16 protein-coding genes and 1 riboswitch are annotated in these 18,143 nt (G+C 68.5%); of the genes, 7 read left to right on the top strand and 9 right to left on the bottom strand.

The window, feature by feature from the left end:
* Positions 1–27: 27 nt before the first annotated feature.
* The 3 genes from U5805_RS03490 to U5805_RS03500 form a co-directional block, all read right to left on the bottom strand.
* Positions 28–843: an ABC transporter ATP-binding protein gene (locus tag U5805_RS03490; RefSeq protein WP_322102036.1), complete on the bottom strand. Its 816-nt coding sequence runs from the start codon at positions 841–843 to the stop codon at positions 28–30.
* Between the two features lie 334 nt (positions 844–1,177).
* Positions 1,178–1,924, bottom strand: a complete 747-nt coding sequence (locus U5805_RS03495; protein ID WP_322102037.1) for a CbtA family protein — start codon at positions 1,922–1,924, stop codon at positions 1,178–1,180.
* 12 nt (positions 1,925–1,936) lie between these two features.
* The gene (locus U5805_RS03500) at positions 1,937–2,155 is read right to left on the bottom strand and encodes a CbtB domain-containing protein (RefSeq protein WP_322102038.1); all 219 of its coding nucleotides are present in this window, start codon (positions 2,153–2,155) and stop codon (positions 1,937–1,939) included.
* A 42-nt stretch (positions 2,156–2,197) separates the two neighbouring features.
* A riboswitch (cobalamin riboswitch) is annotated at positions 2,198–2,360 on the bottom strand.
* Between the two features lie 34 nt (positions 2,361–2,394).
* Between U5805_RS03500 and U5805_RS03505 the strand changes: the two genes are divergently transcribed.
* Positions 2,395–3,066: a histidine phosphatase family protein gene (locus U5805_RS03505; RefSeq protein ID WP_322102039.1), complete on the top strand. Its 672-nt coding sequence runs from the start codon at positions 2,395–2,397 to the stop codon at positions 3,064–3,066.
* A gap of 36 nt (positions 3,067–3,102) precedes the next feature.
* Here the strand turns inward: U5805_RS03505 and U5805_RS03510 are convergent, their stop codons facing one another.
* Both U5805_RS03510 and U5805_RS03515 read right to left on the bottom strand, forming a co-directional pair.
* Positions 3,103–4,092 carry a patatin-like phospholipase family protein gene (locus tag U5805_RS03510; RefSeq protein WP_322102094.1) on the bottom strand — a complete coding sequence of 330 codons (990 nt, stop codon included), beginning with the start codon at positions 4,090–4,092 and terminating at the stop codon, positions 3,103–3,105.
* Between the two features lie 46 nt (positions 4,093–4,138).
* Entirely contained in the window at positions 4,139–4,609 is a 471-nt protein-coding gene (locus tag U5805_RS03515) for a hypothetical protein (protein WP_322102095.1), read from the bottom strand.
* 502 nt (positions 4,610–5,111) lie between these two features.
* On the opposite strand from U5805_RS03515, the gene U5805_RS03520 reads away from it, so the two are divergent.
* Positions 5,112–6,110, top strand: a complete 999-nt coding sequence (locus U5805_RS03520) for an LLM class flavin-dependent oxidoreductase (protein ID WP_322102040.1) — start codon at positions 5,112–5,114, stop codon at positions 6,108–6,110.
* Between the two features lie 242 nt (positions 6,111–6,352).
* Here U5805_RS03520 and U5805_RS03525 read toward each other — a convergent pair whose 3' ends face one another.
* Positions 6,353–7,468, bottom strand: a complete 1,116-nt coding sequence (locus U5805_RS03525) for an alpha/beta hydrolase (protein WP_322102041.1) — start codon at positions 7,466–7,468, stop codon at positions 6,353–6,355.
* Positions 7,469–7,950: 482 nt separating this feature from the next.
* Here U5805_RS03525 and glgC point away from each other — a divergent pair, with 482 nt between their 5' ends.
* The 4 genes from glgC (at position 7,951) to U5805_RS03545 (ending at position 12,704) form a co-directional block, all read left to right on the top strand.
* Positions 7,951–9,216, top strand: coding sequence for a glucose-1-phosphate adenylyltransferase (gene glgC, locus U5805_RS03530; RefSeq protein ID WP_322102042.1), 1,266 nt, complete (start codon positions 7,951–7,953; stop codon positions 9,214–9,216).
* Positions 9,217–9,526: 310 nt separating this feature from the next.
* On the top strand, positions 9,527–10,999 hold the full coding sequence (glgA, locus tag U5805_RS03535; protein WP_322102043.1) for a glycogen synthase GlgA: 1,473 nt from the start codon (positions 9,527–9,529) through the stop codon (positions 10,997–10,999).
* Positions 11,000–11,170: 171 nt separating this feature from the next.
* The gene (gene pdxY / locus U5805_RS03540) at positions 11,171–12,043 is read left to right on the top strand and encodes a pyridoxal kinase PdxY (RefSeq protein WP_322102044.1); all 873 of its coding nucleotides are present in this window, start codon (positions 11,171–11,173) and stop codon (positions 12,041–12,043) included.
* 199 nt (positions 12,044–12,242) lie between these two features.
* Positions 12,243–12,704 (top strand): hypothetical protein, encoded by a 462-nt coding sequence (locus U5805_RS03545; protein ID WP_322102045.1) that lies wholly within the window; start codon positions 12,243–12,245, stop codon positions 12,702–12,704.
* A gap of 191 nt (positions 12,705–12,895) precedes the next feature.
* Here U5805_RS03545 and U5805_RS03550 read toward each other — a convergent pair whose 3' ends face one another.
* The gene (locus U5805_RS03550) at positions 12,896–13,447 is read right to left on the bottom strand and encodes a hypothetical protein (protein WP_322102046.1); all 552 of its coding nucleotides are present in this window, start codon (positions 13,445–13,447) and stop codon (positions 12,896–12,898) included.
* On the opposite strand from U5805_RS03550, the gene U5805_RS03555 reads away from it, so the two are divergent.
* Positions 13,398–14,495, top strand: a complete 1,098-nt coding sequence (locus U5805_RS03555) for a branched-chain amino acid ABC transporter substrate-binding protein (RefSeq protein WP_322102047.1) — start codon at positions 13,398–13,400, stop codon at positions 14,493–14,495. The genes U5805_RS03550 and U5805_RS03555 overlap by 50 nt on opposite strands.
* A gap of 96 nt (positions 14,496–14,591) precedes the next feature.
* Here U5805_RS03555 and U5805_RS03560 read toward each other — a convergent pair whose 3' ends face one another.
* Together U5805_RS03560 and U5805_RS03565 are read right to left on the bottom strand one after the other, a co-directional pair.
* A complete protein-coding gene (locus tag U5805_RS03560; protein ID WP_322102048.1) occupies positions 14,592–16,550 on the bottom strand; it encodes a DUF3857 and transglutaminase domain-containing protein in 1,959 nt (652 codons plus the stop codon).
* A gap of 190 nt (positions 16,551–16,740) precedes the next feature.
* Entirely contained in the window at positions 16,741–18,024 is a 1,284-nt protein-coding gene (locus tag U5805_RS03565; RefSeq protein WP_322102049.1) for an aminotransferase class I/II-fold pyridoxal phosphate-dependent enzyme, read from the bottom strand.
* Positions 18,025–18,143: the final 119 nt, after the last annotated feature.

The following is an 18,143-nucleotide window of genomic DNA, read 5'->3' on the forward strand; positions in this document are numbered from 1 at the left end:
CGGCGAAACGGCTCCCGAACGCCGCGCTTACTTGAGGCTGCCCGACAGAAACTGGCGCAGCCGCTCGCTCCTCGGGTTCGCAAAGACCTCCGCAGGCTGGCCTTCCTCTTCCACGCGGCCTTGATGCAGGAACATCACATGGTTCGACACGTTGCGCGCGAAACCCATTTCGTGCGTGACGACGATCATCGTGCGGCCTTCCTCGGCGAGCTTTTGCATGACCTTGAGCACTTCGCCCACGAGTTCCGGGTCGAGCGCGGACGTCGGCTCGTCGAACAGCATCACGTCGGGATGCATCGCCAAGGCGCGCGCGATCGCCACGCGCTGCTGCTGCCCGCCCGAGAGATGCGAGGGATACTGCTTCTCCACGCGCGGCGCGAGGCCCACTTTCTCCAGATACGTGCGCGCGCGTTCGGCGGCTTCCTGGCGCGGCACGCCCAGCACGTGCAGCGGCGCTTCCATCACGTTTTCGAGCACGGTCATGTGCGACCACAGATTGAAATGCTGAAACACCATCGCGAGCTTGGTGCGAATGCGCTGAAGCTGCCGGTGATCGGCCACCTCGAGGTCGCCGTGGCGGCCAGCCCTCGTGCGCACCGGTTCGCCGTCGACGACGATCTCGCCCGCGTTCGGCTTCTCCAGAAAGTTGATGCAGCGCAGGAAGGTGCTTTTGCCCGAACCGCTCGCGCCGATGATGCTGATCACGTCGCCCTTTTTCGCGTCGAGCGACACGCCCTTGAGCACTTCGTTGTCGCCGTAGCGCTTGTGAATGTCGCGCGCGACGAGCGTGCTCGCGCCGTCTTGCGGTGCGTTTGCCGCCGCGGGTTTCGAAGATCCGGCCATGCTCGTCCCCTTCCTGTTTCCGGTGAAGCCAGCCCAAACGATACCGGCGAAGGCGAGACTTTACACCGCGAGCGCGTAAAAAAAACGCCCCGGCGAGGCGGGGCGTTCTCCGACGGCGCAGGCGGTGAAGCGCAGCCCGGCGTGATGCGGCGCCTGTTCGCGCGGCCGCGCTCGCACAACGCCGCGCCAGGCGTTATCGAGCTTTATCGAGCCTTAACAGCGCTACCAGGCGTTAGCAGGCGTACCAGGCGCATCCAGCCGCTATCAGGCGTTAGCAGGCATCCCGACGAAACGCCCCGCCGCTCCCCGTCACCGAACGGCCGTTTCGCGCCGACTACGCAACGCGCGGGCGCCGCACGCCGCCTGCACGGGCGCGCGTATCGAAAAGCCGTTCGGCCATGGCGCCGAACGCGAGGCCGATGGTCGTCCACAAGATCGCCTGCATGCCGATCGACACCGCGCGAAACTTCCACAGAAGCACGGCCGGGAACGCGGCGGGCACTTCGTCGATCGCCGGCAGCGCGAGCTGGATCGCGCCGATCACGACGACGAACAGCGCGAGCGCCGCAATCGACGCGTTCCAGCCGCCGAGCTTCGGCGCCAACGCCGCGCGCACCTTGAGCGAGAACACCGAAACGGCAAGGGAAATCGCGATCATCAGGAAAAAGAGCCCGGTGCGGTAGCCGATGGTCTCCGGGTCGCCGACCGAAGGCGGATTCGCCGGATATTTGATGTCCGGCACGAGATAGATCGCCACGAACGCCGCGAGCGCGAGCCACGCGGAGAGCGCGCGCGCCGGCAAACGCCCCGCGCGGCCGTGCGCGAACGCGAACACGAGCGCGAACAGGCCGCCGACGGAGGCGCCATACACCATCACGCCCGTAAAGAGGCCGTAGCCCGACTGCGTGGCGCGGCTCACGAGTTCGGGCTCGGGCGGCTCGCCCTTCGCGGCGTCGGCCTTTTGCTCGAACGAAATGGCCCGATCGACCTGCGGCTCGCCCGCGATCTTCGCGAAGCCGAACGTGAGCAGTCCCGCGGCGATGCCAGCCAGCATCCCGCGCATCAACAGCTTGCCAACCATGTCAGCTCCCGTTCAGTGGCAAGGAAAGCCGAGCAGATGGCGGCCGTCGTGGACGAACTCGTGGACGTACATGCCCGGAAAGATCGACGTCGCGCCCTGTTCCGCACCGACGAAGTAGAGCGCGAGCAGCAGCATGAGGCCGCCGAACGCGGCCCAGGGGAGGATCTCGCGCAGCGGAATGGGCGCCGGCGCGGCCGGGGCATGCTGCAAGGGCAAAGAGGCTTCGGACATGATGACTTCTCCTGGGGTTGCGCGCCCCGTTAGTCGTGATTGCGTTGAAGGTACACGACGCGCGGGTCTGACTTCCGTTGCGGCGCGAATCCGGCGAGTGATCGCAGGACCGGCGGCAACGGTTACAGTGGCGCGACCGCGCCGGAGTTGCACCGGCTTCCGCGTGTCGTGAGCCCTGTATTCTACGCGCTGCGGCGAAGCGACGCGGTCGCGCTGGATTCGACGGAGAAAAATTCGGAATGACGACGATGGTCTGGCTGGTGAGCCACGCGGCAAACGCGGCGCTGCGCGCGGGCACGTTCGCGGTGACGGCGCGCGAGGATGCGCACGAAGCGCATGAAGAGTCGGAGGCGCATGAAGAAGCCGAAGCGCTCGATGCGCGTTCGGCGGCGGCAATGGAAGCCTGGCGCGAACGCTGGCTCGCGCGAATCGGCCGTTCGGCGCGCGTGATCGCCAGCCCTGCCGCGATCGCCGTGGCGACGGCGCGCGCGGCCGGTTTCGCCGCCGCCGGCATCGAACGCTCGCACGCGCTCGCCGAAGCCGGTTTCGGCGCATGGCAAGGCCGCCGTCTCGCCGATATCGCGCAAGAAGCGCCCGACGCGCTGGCGGCCTGGACGCGCGACGCCGCGTTCCGTCCGCCCGGCGGCGAGTCGTTCGACGACGTGCGCGCACGTCTCGGCGCGTGGCTCGATGCGCTCGCGTCGCAGTCGCCATCATCATCGTCATCGTCGCCGTCATCGCCCTGTGAAACGGTGGTCGCGTTCGCGAGCGCGAGCGTGCTCCGCGCGGCGATCCTGCATGCGCTCGAAGCGCCGTCGGCGAGCTGGCGCGCCATCGAAATCGCGCCGCTGGACGTGGTGCTGCTGCGCCGCGCGCGCGAAGGGTGGGTCTGGGTCGCGCACCCCGCGTGAGCGCCGCCTGCGCCGCCTGCGTCCCTTGGAGCCGCCCTACTCCAGGCCCAGTTGCGCCTTGATCGCGGGCAGCATGTACTGCACGGCGGCGCGCCCTTCGGCGACGGCCGGCCCCGCGCGGTGAAAATCGAAAATGCCCATGCCGCCCAGACGCGGCTGGATCAGCACGTCGGCGGGTTCGCCCGCGAGGCGGCTGCGCGTGATGCGCACCTGCATGATGTCGATGCTTTGCGCGATCGAACTCAGCATCGAAGGCGCGCGCGCGCTGGGCGGCGGCGCCACGCGCACGTCCACGCCGCCCGCCGGGCCAGGCGCCGCGGGCTGAAGCCAGCCCGGAAAGCGCTTGCCGTTGCGGCGCATGAGCGGCGCGGGCACGGGCGCGGCGGCATCGGGCGCCGCGCCCGCTTCCACCGGCACCGTGCGCGGCACGGTGTCGATCGCGCCGCCCAGGTCGCGGCCGTTCAGAATGTCGTGATTGAGGTCGATGGCGATCACGGTGTCGGCGCGCATCGCGCGCGCGGCCGAAACCGGCACCGGGTTGCTCAGCCCGCCGTCCACGAGCCACACGCCGTCGTGCCAGATCGGCGTGAAAATGCCGGGAATGGCGATGGAGGCGCGCACCGCGTCCACCACGCCGCCCTCGCGCAGCCAGACTTCGCGGCCCGTGTCGAGTTCGGTGGCCACGGCCGCGAACGGCACCTTGAGGTCGTCGATGGCGCGGCCGTTGAACTGTTGCGCGAACAGGTCGATCACCTTGCGCCCGCCCAGCAGGCCGCCCGAAAACCGCAGGTCGAGCAAGCGCACGACGGTCTGCCAGGTGAGCTTGCTCACCCAGTCTTCGAGCCAGTCGAGATCGCCGTTCGCGTACACCGCGCCCACGAGCGCGCCGATGGAGGTGCCGCACACCACGTCGGGCTTGATGCCGGCTTCCTCCAGCGCGCGGATCGCGCCGATATGCGCCCAGCCGCGCGCGGCGCCGCCGCCGAGCACGAGCCCCACGCGCCGCGGCCGCCGCCGATGCGTCACCATGCCGGCCTCGCTTCGCCCCGCGCGGCGGCGATGTCGGAACGGCTCAATGCCCGCGCAGGACGTCGGAGCGCGAAGTCGTCGAAACGCGCCCGTCCGGGCCGAAATGCACATTGAAATACGCTTCGGGCGTCACGCCCCCTTCTTCCCACTTCCAGCTCCACACCGTCTCCTTCTTTAAACGGTAATACGCCACCTGGCCCGGCTTGCCGAGCCGTTGCCGCACCGCGTCCTCGCTCATGCCGAGGCGGATCTGCGCGAAGTTCTGCGCCGTGAGCGCCTGCGTGACGGCCACGAGCCGCCCGTTCGCGCCGACGTCGACCATCCACGTCTTGAGGCCCGCCGGACCGCGCGGATATTCGAGCCGCCGGGAGCCGTCCTCGAACACGCGCTCGGTCTCCGGCCGGCCCATTTGCGCACGCACCTGCTCGAGCGTCGAGACGCCCGGCGTGAGGCCCTTGAGCCGGAGCGCGTCGGGCTTGATCGAATCGAAGACGGTCTTGAGGGCTTGCCACATGCGGTCGGTCGAGAGGAAATCGGCGCCGTCGCGGCCGCAGCCGGGGAGCACCACGAGCACCACGAGCGCGCAGCAAGCGAGGGCGGCAAAGGCGCGGCGTTCGAAGCGCAATCTCATGAGCCTGCAACGATATCGGCGAGAAAAAAACCCTGCGCGCGGAGCGGCTCGCGCGCTACGTCCCCACAATGTACCGTCAATGGCGCGTGCCGTGCGATTTCGCGGGCAGTATGAGCGATATGGGCGATACGAGCGATACGGGCGATACGCGCGGTTCGTGGTTCGCGGTTCGCGGCAACGCCGATGCCGATGCCGATATTGCCACCGGCGCCAAGAGCGATCCCACGGCGCGACCTGTAACCACGCGGCCGGCAGGGACTCCCGGGCGCCGCCAGCACGAACGAAGGCGCTTTGGCACAATGGGCTCCGCCTTGCGGCTGCCCCGCGGCGTCGAATGCAACGCCTTGTTGCGGCAGCCGCGCCCTCCTACCCCGCGCAGAACGCCATGATCCCCTTTTCCGTACTCGATCTCTCGCCCATTCCGGCCGGCTCGCACGCCGGCGTCGCGCTCGCCAACACGCTCGACCTCGCGCGGCACGCCGAGCGCCTGGGCTTCCATCGCTACTGGCTTGCCGAGCATCACAACATGACGGGCATCGCGAGCGCGGCCACCTCGGTCGTGATCGGCCACGTGGCGGGCGGCACCAGCACGATCCGCGTGGGCTCGGGCGGCATCATGCTGCCGAATCACGCGCCGCTCGTGATCGCGGAACAGTTCGGCACGCTCGAAGCGCTCTATCCGGGCCGCATCGACCTCGGTCTTGGCCGCGCGCCCGGCACGGATCAGACCACGGCGCGCGCGCTGCGCCGCGACCTGCAAGGCAGCGCCGACAGCTTCCCCGACGACGTCGCCGAGTTGCAGCGCTACTTCGCCGCGCCGGTGGAAGGCCAGCGCGTGCGCGCGGTGCCCGGCGCGGGGCTGAACGTGCCGATCTACATTCTCGGTTCGAGCCTTTACGGCGCGCAGCTCGCGGCGGCGATGGGCCTGCCGTTCGCGTTCGCCTCGCACTTCGCGCCCGATCATCTGCTCACGGCGCTGCGGCTCTACCGCTCGCAGTTCCGCCCATCGGCCACGCTCGCCAGGCCGCATGCGATGGTGGGCGTGAACGTGTTTGCCGCGCCCACGAACGAGGAAGCGCGCTTTCTCTTCACCTCGCTCGAACAGCAGTTCATCAACCTGCGGCGCGGCACGCCGGGCCAGTTGCCGCCGCCCGTCGACAAGGTGGCGGCGAACGAGTTCGAACTCGCGGGCGTGCAGCATTCGCTCGCCTGCTCCGTGATCGGCGACAGCGAGACGGTGCGCGCAGGTCTGGCATCGGTGATCGAGCAGACCGGCGCCGACGAATTGATCGTCACCGCGCAAATCTACGATCACGCGGCGCGGCTGCGTTCGTTCGAAATCACGGCGCAGGTGCGCGACGAAATGGCGGCGGGCGCGAACTGAACTGATCGCCACGCCGCGCGGCCCGGTTCCGCGCGGCCCGATTCCGCGCGACACCGGAACCGTCGCCGCCTCGTCCGGCGCGGCGAGCGTTTTTCGTCGACGAGCACACCAGCGGTGCGCCAGCGCCGGTTCGCGGCGGCAAGAACCGCGCGCGGCGGCGCGCGAACCCCACGCCGCGCGCCGCCCCGAACCTCCGATACGTCTCGCACGCCCGGCATGAGCCGCGAAGTCAAGGCGTGAAGTCAAGGCGTGCCGAGCGCCGCGAGCCCCTTCAGCAGCGCCGCATGAAACGCCGCCGGGTCCTGCATCTGCGGCGCGTGGCCGGCGTCGGGGAACTCGACGAGCGTGGCATGCGCAATCGCGCGCTGCGCTTCCTTCGCGAGCACCGGATAGTGGCCGAGCTGCGCGCGCACCTCGGGCGGCGCGAGATCCTTGCCGATCGCGGTCGTGTCCTTATCGCCGATCAAGAGCAGCGTCGGCATCTGCAACTGGCCGAATTCGTACACCACGGGCTGCGTGTAGATCATGTCGTAGAGCAGCGCCGAATCCCACGCGACCTGCGCCTTGCCCGGCCCGCGATACATGCCCGCGAGCATCTGCACCCACGGCTCGTACGACGCGCGCCACTGGCCCGCGTAATAGGTGCTCTGCTCGTAGCGGCGAATGCTGTCGGCGGTCGTTTTCAATTCGCGCGCATACCATTGATCGACGGAAATCGACGGCACGCCCTTCGCCTTCCAGTCCTCGAAACCGATCGGGTTCACCAGCACGAGCTGCTCCGTTTCGCGCGGGTACATGAGCGCGTAGCGCACGCCGAGCATGCCGCCCGTCGAATGGCCGATGATGGTCGCGCGATTCACGCCCAGCGAGGCGAGCAGCGCGTGCGTGTTGCGCGCGAGCTGCTGGAACGTGAACTGGTACGCGGCGGGTTTGCTCGACTTGCAGAAACCGATCTGGTCGGGCGCGATCACGCGGTAGCCGGCGTTCGTCAATTCGCCGATGGTGTCCTGCCACGTTGCGGCGCAAAAATTCTTGCCGTGCAGCAGCACCGCCGTGCGGCCGTTGGGCCTGGCCGTGGGCGCGACGTCCATGTAGGCCATGTGCAGCGTCTGGCCTTGCGAGTCGAACGCGAAGTCGCGCACCGGATAGGGATATGCGAAGCCTTCGAGCCGCGGGCCGTAAGCTGGACCAGAATCCGCCGGACCCGAATCCGCCGGACCTGAAGCCGTGGCGGCGACCGGCGCCGAGGCGGCAGCGGCATTGATATCGGTGTCGGCGGCGATGGCGGCGTGGCAACACGCGGCGGCGGCGAGCGCGGCGGCGAAGCGGGCAAACGGGCGATTCGGGGAAGTTCTCATCGGGCGCAGATCGAGGAAAAGTCGCGAAAAATTCGCGAGGCGTGAACAGGTCGATGCGGACCGTAATCCGCGCGTAAAAAACCAGGGAAGCCGGACGAACGCGCACGAAGCGAACGCCGATAACACCGACGCGAAATCACACGCGAATCACGCCGCCGGCGGCTCCCAGGGATCAACGATTCTAAAGACCTTGTGCGCGGCATGCCGCGAGGCGCACAACGCGAACCCGGGGCATGGCGTTTGCTCGCCAAAAGCCGTCAAAACCTCGTACAGAACCGCCCATCGGCAGCGCGCGTCGCGGGTTTCGGTGTTAGAACGGTCCATACGTGGTGCGTTTAATACGTTCGTCATGACGCGTCGGGCAATCGACGCGCGTCGCACGAACATCACGCCAAAGACCACCATCGCACGCGTTTCGCGAAAGCGTTCGCAGAAAAACGCGGCCCATCGCCAACCACCGGGGGCACAACAAGGAGACGGTCATGGAAACTCCGGCAAGCCTCAACGATCTGCAACGCACCACGCTCGCCATCGTGCTCGCGGGCGGCCGCGGCACGCGCCTCGGGCCGCTCACCAACAAGCGCGTCAAACCGGCCGTCTACTTCGGCGGCAAATACCGCATCATCGACTTCGCGCTTTCCAATTGCCTGAATTCAGGCATCCGGCGCATCGCCGTGGTCACGCAGTACAAGGCGCACTCGCTGCTGCGCCACTTGCAGCGCGGCTGGGGCTTCCTGCGCGGCGAGTTCAACGAGTTCCTCGACCTGTGGCCCGCGCAGCAACGCGTGGAAGGCGCGCACTGGTATCGCGGCACGGCCGACGCCGTGTACCAGAACCTCGACATCATCCGCTCCATCGCGCCGAAATACGTGATCGTGCTGGCCGGCGACCACATCTACAAGATGGATTACACGCGCATGCTGGCCGACCACGCGGCGAGCGGCGCGGACTGCACGGTGGGCTGCATCGAGGTGCCGCGCATGGAGGCGCAGGCGTTCGGCGTGATGGCCGTCGACGAAAACCGCCGCGTGACCGGCTTCGTCGAAAAACCGGACGACCCGCCCGCGATGCCGGGCCGCCCCGACATCGCGCTCGCGAGCATGGGCATCTACGTGTTCGACACCGAATACCTGTTTCATCTGCTCGAGGACAACATCGCGCGCTCGGCCACCGACCACGACTTCGGCAAGGACATCATTCCGCGCGTCGTGACCGACGGCCACGCCATCGCGCATCCGTTCAGCATGTCGTGCGTCTCGTCCGATCCGACCGCCGATTCGTACTGGCGCGACGTGGGCACCGTGGACGCCTACTGGTCGGCGAATCTCGACCTCGCCTCCACGATTCCCGCGCTCGATCTCTACGACCGCAACTGGCCGATCTGGACCTATCAGGAGCAACTGCCGCCCGCCAAGTTCGTGCGCGACCTGAACGGCCTGCAAGGCTCGGGCACCAACCTGATCGTGTGCGGCGGCAGCGTGATCTCGGGTTCGCAGATTTCGCGCTCGGTGCTCTCGTCGAAAGTGGTCGTGCAGTCGTTCTGCAACATTGCCGAGGCAGTCTTGTTACCGCAGGTAGTGGTGGGCGCGAGTTGCCGGCTGCGCAAGGTGGTGGTCGATCGCGGCTGCGAGATTCCCGAAGGCACCGTGATCGGCGAAGACCCGGTGCGCGACGCCGAACGCTTTTATCGCACCGAAAGCGGCGTCGTGCTGGTGACGCAGGAAGCGCTCGACAAGCTCAAGACCTGAGCGCGAGGACGCGAGCGGCGCGGTCTTGCCCGATGGCGCCTGCCCGTCGTATCGCTTTCGTCGTGCCGCTTTCGTCGTGCCGCTTTCGTCGTGCCGCTTTCGTCGTGCCGCTTTCGTCGTGCCGCTTTCGTCGTATCGCTTTCGTCGTATCGCTTTCGTCGTGACGCTTTCGTCGTGACGCTTTCGTCGTATCGGTTTATGCATCGTCAGCCGCGCGCGAAAACCGGCACGAAGATTCCCCAGGCACGCGGCGCGCTCGCCATCCGGCGCCGCGCCCGCTCAATTCCATCTCCGAGAGGATGTTTGCCCGATGACCCTCCGCGTCCTGCACGTAGCCAGCGAGCTGTACCCGCTTCTCAAGACCGGCGGTCTCGCCGATGTCACCGCCGCGCTGCCCGCGGCGCTGATCGAACAAGGCGCCGACGCGCGCCTGCTGCTGCCGGGCTTTCCGTCCGTCGCCGCGGGTCTGGAAAACCTGCGCCCTGTCGCACGCCTCGAGCGCACGTTCGGCGCGCCCGAGGCCACGCTGGAACTGGGCCGCCTGCCGGGCAGCGAATTGCCCGTCTACATGATTCGCGCCGACGCGTTCTACGCGCGCGCCGGCAATCCCTATCTCGACGACCAACACGTGCCCTACGGCGACAACGCCCAGCGCTTCGCGTTGCTCGGCTGGACGGCGGCGCAGATCGCCCGCCGGCTCGACCCCGGCTGGACGCCCGCGATCGTGCAGGCGCACGACTGGCACGCGGGGCTCGCGCCCGCCTACCTGCGCGCCGCCGAGCGCGAGCACGGCGCCGGTCACGGAGCGTCGGCGCGCTCGATCTTCACGATCCACAACCTCGCCTACCAAGGCATCTTTCCCGCCCGGCAGTTCGACGGACTCGGTCTGCCGCGCGACTTTCTGCACATGAACGGCGTGGAGTTCTACGGCCAGCTTTCGTTCCTGAAAGCCGGTCTTTTCTACGCCGATAAAATCACGACCGTGAGCCCGACCTATGCGCGCGAGATTCAGACGGTGGCGCAAGGCGGCGGCCTCGAAGGGCTGTTGCGCGAGCGCACGCACGACCTCGTGGGCATTCTCAACGGCGTCGATTACGGCGTCTGGAGCCCGGCCGGCGACGCCGCCATCGCCGCGAAATATTCGGCCACGCGCATGAGCGGCAAGCTGCGCTGCAAGTCGGCGCTGCAAACGCGCATGAAGCTCGCGGTCAGGCACGATGCACTCGTGTTCGGCGTGGTGAGCCGCCTCACGGAGCAAAAAGGCCTCGACCTGCTGCTCGCCGCGCTGCCCGAGATCGTCGCGCGAGGCGGCCAGCTCGTCGTGCTCGGCACCGGCGACCCGAGCCTCGAGCAAGGCTACGCGCGCGCGGCGCGCCAGCATCCCGACGCGGTGGCCGTGGAATTCGGCTTCGACGAAACGCTCGCGCACGAGATCGTCGCGGGCGCCGACGTGATGGCCGTGCCCTCGCGCTTCGAGCCATGCGGGCTCACGCAGCTTTACGCGCTCGCCTATGGCGCGCTGCCGCTCGTTCACTGCGTGGGCGGTCTCGCCGACACGGTGGTGGACGCCTCGCTCGAAAATCTCGCCGACGGCCTTGCCACGGGCTTCGTCTTTTCGCGCTTCGAGCCCGAGGCGCTCACGGCCGCGATCCGCCGCGCCTTCGCCTTGCACGCGCGCAGCCGCGACTGGCGCGAGACGCGCGCGCGGGCGATGCGCCAGGACTTCGGCTGGGCGGCTTCGGCGCAGCGCTACATGACGCTCTATCGCGAACTGGCGGGTTAGTTGCGCCGACCTGCCGCGCCGCCGTGAAGGCGCGCGCGGCTTGATCTGACAAAGCAAACGGCGCGCGCGGCGGACCACCGCGCGCGCGAAATTCGGTTATCGTTGCTTCACCCTCGCCCAAGGCGCGCCACACGCAGCGCGCCGCGACTCATAACGACAATCGGACCGATCATGAAAAACGTCCTGAGCATCCAGTCCCACGTGGTGTTCGGCCACGCGGGCAACAGCGCCGCCGTGTTCCCCATGCGCCGCCTGGGCGTGAACGTGTGGCCGCTCAACACGGTGCAGTTCTCGAATCACACGCAGTATGGCCACTGGACCGGCCACGCCATCGACTCGGGCGAAGTCGTGGATCTCGTCGAAGGCATCGGCGCGATCGGCGTGCTACCGCGTTGCGACGCCGTGCTTTCCGGTTATCTCGGCGCGCCCGAGCAGGCGCAGGCCGTGATCGACGTGGTGCGCGCCGTGAAAGCCGCCAATCCGCAGGCGCGCTATTTCTGCGATCCCGTCATGGGCACGCTCAACGCCGAAAACGGCTGCCGCGTGGAACCCGGCATTCAGGAGTTCCTCGTGCGCCACATGCCCGAGGTCGCCGACGCCATGATGCCCAACCACAGCGAGCTGCAACGGCTCGTGGGCCGCGAGGTCGAAACCGCCGAAGAAGCCGTGGCCGCGTGCCGCGAGCTGATCCGGCGCGGGCCGAAGCTTGTCGTGGTCAAGCATCTGCTCGATCGCAACAGTCCCGCCGACCGTTTCAGCATGCTTGCCGTCACCGCCGGCGAGGCATGGCTCGGCCAGCGCCCGCTCTACCCGTTCGCGCGTCAGCCCGTGGGCGTGGGCGACGTGACGAGCGCCGTGCTGGTCGCGCGGCTCATGCTGGGCGACTCGCTGCGGCGCGCGTTCGAGCACACGCTCGCGGCCGCGAACGCCGTCGTGCGCGCCACTTACGAAGCGGGCCGCTACGAACTGGAGATCGTGGCGGCGCAAGACCAGATCGCGCACCCGCGCGACTGGTTCGATGCATGGGCCGTCGAGCCGGCCTAGACCGAGAACGGTCCTGGCGCGTTGGCTGGGTGCGTGGCTGGGCGCATTAAGCGGCGGCTTGCCGATACGCAACCCGGCCTATAATGCGCACCGCATAGGCCGCGATTGCGCCGGGCGGTTCGGCCATCAACCGGCCCCGAACCGCCCATAATCCGCCCACGATCCGGCCACGGCGCCCACCGTTTTCAGAGAATGACCGATGTCCGATTCAATCCGTAGCGAACAGGAAGAGTATTTCGAGCAGTTGTGCCTTGCCGTCGACGCCGGCGAAACGCACGAGCAGGAAGCCATCGAATACTTCGAGCAGCAGAGCCACGAGCCCGACTTCGACGCCGCCGCGTGGCTCGACATCGCGCTCTATCATGCGCCGGACGTGGCGCAAGGCATTGTCGATCTCGTCGACGTGAGCGATCGCGAGCGCAGCGACATCGCCCAGACCATCGCCGACACGCTCGACATTTCCTACGGCGACGACGAATGCGAGCGCTTCGAGCGCACCGTCCGTCTCGCGCTCGCCAACGGCATCCCCGTCGATCTCGACGTGCTGCTCGACGGCTGCAACCGTGCGCTCGACGACCTCGAAGGCTGGGCCAGCGCCGACACCATGGCGCCGCTCGTGCGTCTGCGCGACGCGCTGTTCGAGCTTCAGGCCAACCGGTAACGCCGCGAGAAGGTAAGAACGCAAGAGGCGCGACGTAAGAAGCGCGCGCCGGAACGACGCCGCGCCGCCGTCCTCGATCCTCTGCCTGCTGACTTTTCGTCCTGTTATATTGCGCGGCAGTGCCGCCTCGCCGGGCGCTTCGCCCAACACAGCATGCCGCGAGCGCCCGGGCAGACGCACCGGGCGCTCGCCTACACACAAGAACGCCACGCCGCCGCGCGAGGAGTCACGATGAGTTTTGCCGCCAACGCTACGGGAATCGCTTCACGCTTCGCTTCGCGTCTAGCCGCGCGCGCGAATACCGCCGGGTTTTCGGCCTGGTTTTCGGCGGCCTTCACGGCTCGCTTCGCGGCCGGCTTCACGGACCGCTCCACGGCTCGCTTCACGAATCGCTTCACGGCCAGTTTCGCTGAGCGCTTGACGGCCACCTTCACGGCCTGCTTGACAGACCGCTTCACTGACCGCTCCACGGCCTTCTTTGTGGGCTTCTTTGCGGCTTTCTTTGCGGCTTTCTTTGCAGCCTGCTTCCGAGCCTTCTTTCGAACCCGCGTTCCGGCAGCTCGCCCAACCACACTCGCGGGCCGCCCAACGGCCGTCTTCCGCGACCGCTCCGCCGCCCTGCCCGCGCGGCGCGCGCGTCGCGCTGCCGCCATCGCCAGGGCCGCCGCCGCAACCGCTGCCGCCGCCGTCACGTTGAGCGCCAGCGGCGGCGCGCTCGCGGCCGGCACGCTCGACGTGCGCATCGGTTTTGCCGCGCCGCTCTCGGGCGACTACGCGAACTACGGCCGCGATCTGGAGAACGGCGTGCAACTCGCGCTCGATGAGGCAAACGCGCAAAACCTCAAGATCGGCGACCAGACGGCGCACTTCACGCTTATCGCCATCGACGACCGCAGCGACCCGCGCCTCGGCGTGCAGGCCGCCGCGAGTCTCGCGAACCAGAACGTCGTGGCCGTGGTCGGCCACTTCAACTCGGGCACGGCCATTCCGGCTTCGCGCATCTACGAAAGCGCCGGCATTCCGATGATCAGCCCCGCCGCCACGAATCCCGTCATCACGCAGCAAGGCTTCGCCAACACCTTCATGGTGATCGCGAGCGACGCGCAAAACGCGGGCGTCGCGGGCGCGTGGGCCGTCGACGTGATGAAGGCGAAGCGCGTCGCCATCGTCGACGACCGCACGGCGTTCGGCCAGGGCGAAGCCGACGTGTTCGAGCACACCGTGCGCGAGCGCGGCGGCAAGGTGGTCGCGCGCGAGTTCTCCAACGGCGACTCCGACGACTTCGGCCCGCAGCTTTCGCGCATCAAGGCCGCCGACGTCGATCTGCTCTACTTTGGCGGCCTCGCGCGCCAGGGCGCGGCGCTCGCGAAGCAGATGAAGGAGCGCAGCATCGCCGCGCAATTCGTGGGCGGCGGCGGCGTGGCCACGGCCGATTTCACGCAGGTCGCGGGCGCGGCCGCCGAAGGCGCGATGGCCTGGGAATACGGCCGCCCGCTCGCGCAACTGCCCGACGGCCCGCGCTTCGCGCAAGCGTACAAGAGCCGCTTCGGCAGCGACGTGCTGGCGTATGCGCCGTTCGGCTACGACGCGGCGTGGGCCGCGATTCGCGCGATGGTCGCCGCGAAATCGTCGAAACCGGACGTCTATCGCAGCGCGCTCAAGTCGATCGGCTTCGACGGCGTGACGGGCCACATCGCCTTCGAACCGGACGGCTCGCTCAAGAACGGCGCCTCGACGCTCTGGCAGGTGCGCAAGGGCGCATGGGTGCCCGTGACCACGCGCGGCGGCTGAACCGCGAAACCGCCGATCAGCTTGCGCGAATGAAAGTTGCGCCGATCAAGCGATCGAGCCGCCTTAAAGCGTCCGCTTAAACGCTTAAACGCCGGTTTAAAGCGCCGGGTTGGACCCGCTCGCGCCGCCTTGGCTTCGTCCGGCGCGCACGACAATCTGCGCGTGCGTATCGCGTTCGATGCGCACGAGCGCGTCGCGCATGCGCGCGAATTCGGCGGCGGTACACATCTGATGGCCGAAGCGCGCGGCCAGCCGGCGCTCGATTTGCAGCGTGCGCGTGCGCGCGTCGAATACGTAATGCGACGTGTAGGTAAGCGAGGCGTCGCTCACGTCCACGTCCCCGGGAATGTCCGTCACGCGCGCGAACGCGGGCAGCGCAATCTGCGCGCTTTCCGCGAATTCGCCGCCGATGCACGCCCACGGCTGCGTGCGGCGCGGCTGCGCGAGCCAGCTCTCGATCTGCGTGGCGATGCCGCCCGTGAAGCTCGAAAGCGCGTCGATCGCGGTCGTGCCGTCGCGCCAGACCACGTGATCGAGCGTGCCCTCCATATCGACGGAAAACGGGCCGTGCGTGAGGTCGGTCGGCGCGGTGCTCACGTGCGCCGTGCCCGCGAGCCCCGTGAGCCGCAGCCGCTGCGCGGCGATCTGCTGCGCGCCCGCGTGCGTGGCGCGCCGAAACGTATTGCGCTCGGGTTCGGCGCCCGCGCCCGCGTCGTCGACGTGATAGCGGTATGCGGCGTCGCCGGCCTCGTTCACGGTGAGCGCGAGGCGCGCAGTGCGCTCGCGCGGCTCGGCGGCGGGCGTGCGCGCGAGCACGCCGTCGTCGACCAGCAACGCCGGCCGGTCCATCGCGCCGGGCGGCAGCGTGCCGAACGCGTAGCCGCCGGAGGACGTATCGGCGAACACGCCAAACTCGGGCAGATACGCGATCACGTGGTTGATCGCATGCACGCCGTAACCGGGCACGCCGGGCAGCGAGTAGACGGGACCGAGGTTCAGCAGCGCCGCCTCCGCGCGTATGCCCACGGCCGCGAGCAACGCCGTGTAAAGCGCGACGTGATCCTTGCAGTCGCCGTAACGGTTGCGCAGGATGTCGGTCGCGCGATGCGGCACGGCCTCGGTTTCGCCCAGAAAGAGCGCGACGTAGCGGATATTGAAGCGCATCCAGTCGTAGAGGCGGCGCGCCTTTTCGCGCGGGTCGCTCGCGCCCGCCGTGAGCGACTGCGCGAGCGCGGCGATGGCGGGATCGGTGGCCGTGGGATCGGCGGCGGCTTCGCGGTAGCGCGCGGCGAAAGTCGCGAAATCGGGCACCGTCGAAACCATCAGGCGGTCGCCCCAGTTCACGTAGGCCACGGCGCCCGCTTCGAGCGGCGCATACGCGCCATGCCGGTAATCGAACGTGTAGCGGGTGCGGCCGTTCGCGGTCACGGGCGGCTCGGGCGTGTAGCCGCGCGCGTCGGCATGCAGCGGCAGGTTCGCGGGCAAATCGAAAACGAGGCGCTGGAAATCGACGGGATCGCCGCTCGGCTCGACGAAATACGAGAACGTGCCCGCTTCGAGCGCCTTTGCACGCCGCTTCGCGAAACGCAGGTGGACACGCGAGCCTACCTGCACACCGGGAAAGATCACCGTGCGCAGCACGCCGTCCTCGAAGGTGGGCGCGCCCGCCGAGCGCGGCTCCTGCACGTCGCGAATGCCGCTTGCGGGCACGACGTGCGCGGTGCCGTCGGGGTCGATCGTTTCGGCGGAGAGCGCCGTGATTGTTTCGATATCCTTATTGAACCAGACGTAGCGTTGGGCGATGGCGTCGACGCCCGCCGTGGTGTTCGCGCGCAGCACGGTGTCGTCCCGCTCCTCCACGGAGCCGTCTTGTTGAACCACGAACCAGTGCTCGTCGCGTTCGAGAGTCGCGGGCGGCGGGTCGGGCGGCATGCCGGGCGGCGCGGCGGCGTCGCTGCGCGCGGCGGTGTCGGGGCTGCGCGCGCTGGCCTGCGCGTGAGCGTCGGCCACGGAGAACGCGAACCACGCGGCCAGGCAAACCGCCATGCGCTTCATGACGCGCGAACCGCAATCGCAACAACACCATCGGGCACGGCAGACCTCGCGAAAAAGGCGACGTCTGCCGTTTTAGCACATCGACGCGTGAGCCGCAGCGCGTGGGCGCGCGCCGTCGAGCGCGTTACGGCGCGTGCCATGGAGCACGCCATTGCGCCAACGCAGTCCGGCGCCAGCGCGTCCCGCACGCTCAAACGCGCCGTTGCTCGATCGCTTTCAGCAGCGAAAGCGCAATGCCTTCCGCCGCGAGCCGCACTTCCTCGAGCGCCGGAAACGAAGGCGCGATCCGCAGATGACTGTCGCGCGGATCGTCGCCGTACGGATACGCCGCGCCCGCGGGCGTGAGGATCAGCCCCGCCGCCGCCGCGAGTTCCACGGTGCGGCGCGCGCAACCTTCGGGCGTGTAGAGGCTGATGAAATAGCCGCCGCGCGGCGCGTTCCAGCTCACGCCTTCGATACCGCTCAAGCGCGCGCGAAATACCGCGTCCACCGCGTCGAACCTGGGCTTGAGCAACGCGCGATGTCGCGCCATCAACGCGAGTACGCCCGCGCGGTCGCGCAAAAAGCGCACATGGCGCAACTGGTTGAGCTTGTCCGGGCCGATCGTGCGGATGGCGCTGTGCTTTTGCCACCACGCGATATTGCGCGGCCCCGCCGCGAGCCAGGCGAATGCGCCGCCCGCCACCGTCACCTTCGAGAGCGACGCGAACATCAACACGCGTTCCGCATGGCCTGCTTCGGCGCATGCGGCATGCACGTCGAGCGTCGTCAGCGCTTCGTCGCCGAGGTGGTGGAAGCGGTAGGCGTCGTCCCAGAAAAGGCGAAAGTCGGGCGCGGCCGGCATCGCGGCAAGGCGGCGGATCACGTCGTCGGACCAGATCGCGCCCGACGGATTGCTGTAGAGCGGCACGCACCACATGCCCTTGATCGACGCGTCCTCGCGCACCAGCGCTTCGACGCGGTCCATGTCGGGGCCGTCGTCGCGCATCGGCACGGCGATCATGCGCACGCCGAGCGCCTCGCAAATGGCGAAATGGCGGTCGTAGCCCGGCACCGGGCACAGAAACGCGATCTCGCCCTGCGCGCGCCACGGCGCGCTCGTGCGCTCGCCCTCGCCCTTCTCGCCTTCGCCCGCGCCTTGGCCCATCTCCACAGGCACGCCGTGCAGCAGCGCGAACGCGAGCACGTCGTGCATGAGTTCGAGGCTCGAGTTGCCCGCCGCGACCACCTGCGCCGCGCTCACGCCCAGCAGTTCCGCGCCCAGCTCGCGCGCTTCGGGCAAGCCGCTCGCGAGACCGTAGTTGCGGCAATCGAAGCCGTCGCGCGCGCGATGGCCGGCGAGCGCGGCATCGTCGATGATCGCCTGCGAGAGATCGAGCTGTTCCGGCGACGGCTTGCCCCGCGACATATCGAGCCGCAAGTTCAACTGCCGAAATCGTTCGTAGTTCAAAGCGACGGGCGGCGACATCAGCATGCGTTTCTCCTGGACGGTGGCGCGAACGTGGGCGCGGACATGAGCGGCCAACGCGCGAGCGAACTCGCGCGCGACCGGCCAGACCAGTATCGGCGCGTCGCCGCGTTCAGACAAACGCG

This window comes from Paraburkholderia sp. J41 (genome assembly GCF_905220235.1).
In the GTDB taxonomy this organism is placed as follows: domain Bacteria; phylum Pseudomonadota; class Gammaproteobacteria; order Burkholderiales; family Burkholderiaceae; genus Paraburkholderia.

What these genes read in the sequence shown, in the direction of transcription:
- U5805_RS03565 (WP_322102049.1), bottom strand. Translation starts at nt 18,024, where the DNA reads ATGCTGATGTCGCCGCCCGTCGCTTTGAACTACGAACGATTTCGGCAG.
- U5805_RS03500 (WP_322102038.1), bottom strand. Translation starts at nt 2,155, where the DNA reads ATGTCCGAAGCCTCTTTGCCCTTGCAGCATGCCCCGGCCGCGCCGGCG.
- U5805_RS03515 (WP_322102095.1), bottom strand. Translation starts at nt 4,609, where the DNA reads ATGTGGCAAGCCCTCAAGACCGTCTTCGATTCGATCAAGCCCGACGCG.
- U5805_RS03550 (WP_322102046.1), bottom strand. Translation starts at nt 13,447, where the DNA reads ATGCGCACGTCGAGCGTGCCGGCCGCGAGCGCGCCGCCGCTGGCGCTC.
- U5805_RS03520 (WP_322102040.1), top strand. Translation starts at nt 5,112, where the DNA reads ATGATCCCCTTTTCCGTACTCGATCTCTCGCCCATTCCGGCCGGCTCG.
- U5805_RS03495 (WP_322102037.1), bottom strand. Translation starts at nt 1,924, where the DNA reads ATGGTTGGCAAGCTGTTGATGCGCGGGATGCTGGCTGGCATCGCCGCG.
- pdxY (WP_322102044.1), top strand. Translation starts at nt 11,171, where the DNA reads ATGAAAAACGTCCTGAGCATCCAGTCCCACGTGGTGTTCGGCCACGCG.
- U5805_RS03560 (WP_322102048.1), bottom strand. Translation starts at nt 16,550, where the DNA reads ATGAAGCGCATGGCGGTTTGCCTGGCCGCGTGGTTCGCGTTCTCCGTG.
- glgA (WP_322102043.1), top strand. Translation starts at nt 9,527, where the DNA reads ATGACCCTCCGCGTCCTGCACGTAGCCAGCGAGCTGTACCCGCTTCTC.
- U5805_RS03525 (WP_322102041.1), bottom strand. Translation starts at nt 7,468, where the DNA reads ATGAGAACTTCCCCGAATCGCCCGTTTGCCCGCTTCGCCGCCGCGCTC.
- U5805_RS03505 (WP_322102039.1), top strand. Translation starts at nt 2,395, where the DNA reads ATGACGACGATGGTCTGGCTGGTGAGCCACGCGGCAAACGCGGCGCTG.
- glgC (WP_322102042.1), top strand. Translation starts at nt 7,951, where the DNA reads ATGGAAACTCCGGCAAGCCTCAACGATCTGCAACGCACCACGCTCGCC.
- U5805_RS03490 (WP_322102036.1), bottom strand. Translation starts at nt 843, where the DNA reads ATGGCCGGATCTTCGAAACCCGCGGCGGCAAACGCACCGCAAGACGGC.
- U5805_RS03545 (WP_322102045.1), top strand. Translation starts at nt 12,243, where the DNA reads ATGTCCGATTCAATCCGTAGCGAACAGGAAGAGTATTTCGAGCAGTTG.